The sequence below is a fragment of the Methylicorpusculum sp. genome, from assembly GCF_030651835.1.
Lineage (GTDB): Bacteria > Pseudomonadota > Gammaproteobacteria > Methylococcales > Methylomonadaceae > Methylicorpusculum.
The window spans coordinates 1-2,814 of record NZ_JAUSBX010000064.1 but is presented as its reverse complement, the minus strand read 5'-3'; the positions used below and the strand labels follow the sequence as shown (position 1 = coordinate 2,814).

General features: G+C 45.7%; 5 protein-coding genes. 3 read left to right on the top strand and 2 right to left on the bottom strand.

Annotated elements, in window-relative coordinates; translation table 11 throughout:
• A partial coding sequence (locus tag Q7V32_RS08625) for an IS607 family transposase (protein ID WP_304896575.1) occupies nucleotides 1-506 on the top strand: 506 nt, incomplete at its 5' end.
• Nucleotides 469-576 carry a helix-turn-helix domain-containing protein gene (locus tag Q7V32_RS20810; protein WP_370691441.1) on the top strand — a complete coding sequence of 36 codons (108 nt, stop codon included), beginning with the start codon at nucleotides 469-471 and terminating at the stop codon, nucleotides 574-576. The genes Q7V32_RS08625 and Q7V32_RS20810, both read left to right, overlap by 38 nt.
• A 1-nt stretch (nucleotide 577) precedes the next feature.
• Here Q7V32_RS20810 and Q7V32_RS08620 read toward each other — a convergent pair whose 3' ends face one another.
• The gene (locus Q7V32_RS08620) at nucleotides 578-1,300 is read right to left on the bottom strand and encodes a transposase (protein WP_370691440.1); all 723 of its coding nucleotides are present in this window, start codon (nucleotides 1,298-1,300) and stop codon (nucleotides 578-580) included.
• The gene (locus Q7V32_RS08615; protein WP_304896574.1) at nucleotides 1,290-1,805 is read right to left on the bottom strand and encodes a helix-turn-helix domain-containing protein; all 516 of its coding nucleotides are present in this window, start codon (nucleotides 1,803-1,805) and stop codon (nucleotides 1,290-1,292) included. The genes Q7V32_RS08620 and Q7V32_RS08615 overlap by 11 nt, the downstream gene beginning before the upstream one ends.
• Before the next feature lie 29 nt (nucleotides 1,806-1,834).
• On the opposite strand from Q7V32_RS08615, the gene Q7V32_RS08610 reads away from it, so the two are divergent.
• The coding region (locus Q7V32_RS08610; RefSeq protein ID WP_370691442.1) for an RNA-guided endonuclease InsQ/TnpB family protein at nucleotides 1,835-2,814 on the top strand (980 nt) is incomplete at its 3' end.

The window sequence follows — 2,814 nt, the reverse complement described above, 5'->3', positions numbered from 1 at the left end:
CTAATACCCCGACGATTTGCTACGCCAGGGTATCTAGTCACGACCAAAAGGCGGACTTAGACAGGCAGCATGAAATGCTTGAAACCTATTGCGCTGCTAAAGGTTGGCGGTCTGAAGTCATAAGAGATTTAGGCTCTGGGATGAACTATCAAAATCCGGGGCTTAAAAAACTATGCGAACTTATTCTAAGAAAACGCATGAATAGGTTAGTTATAACTCACAAGGATAGGCTGCTTAGGTTCGGCGCGGAGCTGGTATTTGCGCTCTGCGAGTTGCAAGGTATCGAAATAGTTATTATCCATAAAGGCGAACAACCGTCTTTTGAGCAAGATTTAGCCAATGATGTGCTGGAGATAATCACTGTTTTTTCCGCAAGGCTGTACGGCAGCCGAAGCAAGAAAAACAAACAGCTACTAAAAGAGCTTCAAACCGCTGCTGACAAAATCGGTGAAGATTACGGAATCTACGATGTTAAGAGTCCACAAGATCAAACTGAATCCGAATAAGGCTCAGGAACATTATTTCGCCCAGGCTTGTGGTGTGGCTAGTACCCAGCTTCCGAAATACATCCGATAATCTAAACAAGCAGAGGTTTGCCAATATAAGTCCATCGAAACGGTTTTGCTAAAGTCACATTAAAAAACTCAATGAATGCCAGAATGCGTGCATTTAAAACTTCCTTTGATGGAAAACTCCCACGTTTTAGTAACCGACGGCTCAGGATACCGAACCAGATTTCTATCTGATTAAGCCATGAACAATGTTTGGGCGTATACACAAAACGGATACGATGATCAGAGCATTGTAAAAAGTCTGCGCGGGAAGCCATATTCTCTAAAATACCGGATTTGCCTTTCTCGCCTAATGCGTCTTTTATGCCGCAGAGCTCCGCCACGCATGCCACCAACGAGGCCGACTTATGGGTATTGAGCTGGTCGGCGACAAACACCCATTTTGCATCGGGATCGGTTGCTACCGTTGCCCGGATGTGAGCCACAAAGTCGTCTTCTGTCCGGGTGTCGCCAAGAGTGGGACAGATGACTTTACCGGTAGCCACTTCAAAATTAGCTATCAGGGTTTGTGTGCCATGCCGCGTGTATTCAAACTCATGCAACTCCAGTTTCCCTTTGGACATCGCATGGTCGGGATGTATCCGTTCCAGTGCCTGAATGCCCGTCTTTTCATCAACACTGATCACATGCACGCCCGACTCATGAAGCTCCTGTGCTTGGTGATAAAGTTTACACACCGCTCTCACGTCTTGCCGAAAGTCCGCTTCATTATCGACCTTATGATTCAACCAATATTTGATCCGATGGGGTTTTAAATTCCCCTGATTTTAAAAAACGCCCGACACTGCTGGCTGATATGTTGGCGACAATACCCCGGTTGATCACTGTTCGCGCGAGCTCTGGCTGCGTCCAGTGACTGAGATGTTCCGGGGGCGTTTCACAGGCAACCGCCAACAATTGGCAAATCTGTTCTGCCGTAAATGTACCGGGGCTACCTGGGCGCGGTCTGTCCGCCAGCACTTGACCGACCGCTTCTCGTAACTGCTTGGGTTTATTCTTAAATTTTTCCAATTCAGCGGTGTTATCAACCCAGCGTTTTCGCCAAAAACCAACCGTCTCTTCGCATAACCCCAAGTCTTGGCTGATGGTTTTGTTATAGCACCCTGTGCTTGCCGACAACACTATCTCAGCTCGTTGCACCAAGCTATGGGGAGCTTCGCGACTCCGAGCGATTGTTTGTAAAATGTCTTGTAACTCAATATTCAGTTTCAGTGGGGATAAAGGCCGTGCCATTTGCTCTAATATTATCAATTTAAAACAATATATTATCTAACATATTTCAAGTTGTTTATACTAGGCATGCCTACAACTGGGCACTGGCAGAGTGGAAAAGACACTATGAAGCCGGAGAAAAGCCTAGTGAAATGTCTTTGCGCAAGCGGTATAACGCTATAAAGCCTGTTGAATTTCCGTGGGCACTGGATGTAACCAAATGCGCTCCTCAGCAAGCAATCAAAAATGTAGGTACGGCATTTCAGAATTTTTTCAAGAACGTAAAGCAAGGCAAAAAACCAGGATACCCTAAGTTCAAAAAGAAAGGACAACATGATTCGTTCCGGGCTGATAATGGCCCTCAAAAGAAAGGCGAAAGCGCCGTTAAGGTTGAAGGTAAAAGGATTCAGTTACCTAAGATCGGCTGGATCAGGATGCGCGAAGAGGTACGCTTCTCCGGCTGTATTCAGTCAACCACAGTTAGTAAGATGGCCGATGGATGGTATATCTCTGTGTTGGTTGAAACAGCCAACACGCTAAGCATGAGAGCCGACAAAGGTGTTGTTGGTGTAGATTTTGGTGTTAAAACATTGGCGATACTATCTGATGGCACGGAAATACAAGGTCCAAAACCCCAGAAGAAACTTTTAAAAAGGCTGAGAAGGTTGAATAAATCCCTGAGCCGTAAGAAGAAAGGAAGTGCTAATTTCAAGAAAGCGAAAACCAAACTTTCGAAATTGCACAAGAGGATCGCGGATGTAAGAGAAGATTCTTTGCACAAGCTATCCCATAAACTCGCTACCGAATATGGCGTTATCGGTATTGAAGACCTGAACGTTAAAGGCATGGTCAAAAACCGTTCCCTTGCGCGGGCTATCTCAGACCAAGGTTTTGGAAAACTGAGAACCCTGATCGAATACAAGGTCGCTATGACATGCGCTACGGTGGTTATCGTTGATAGATGGTTTCCAAGCTCTAAAACCTGCAGTGTATGCGGCGCTATCCATGAACTGAAGTTATCGGATAGAAC

Excerpts from the sequence above, each read along its gene's own strand:
- Q7V32_RS20810 (WP_370691441.1), top strand. The coding sequence starts at position 469 with ATGTTAAGAGTCCACAAGATCAAACTGAATCCGAATAAGGCTCAGGAA.
- Q7V32_RS08615 (WP_304896574.1), bottom strand. The coding sequence starts at position 1,805 with ATGGCACGGCCTTTATCCCCACTGAAACTGAATATTGAGTTACAAGAC.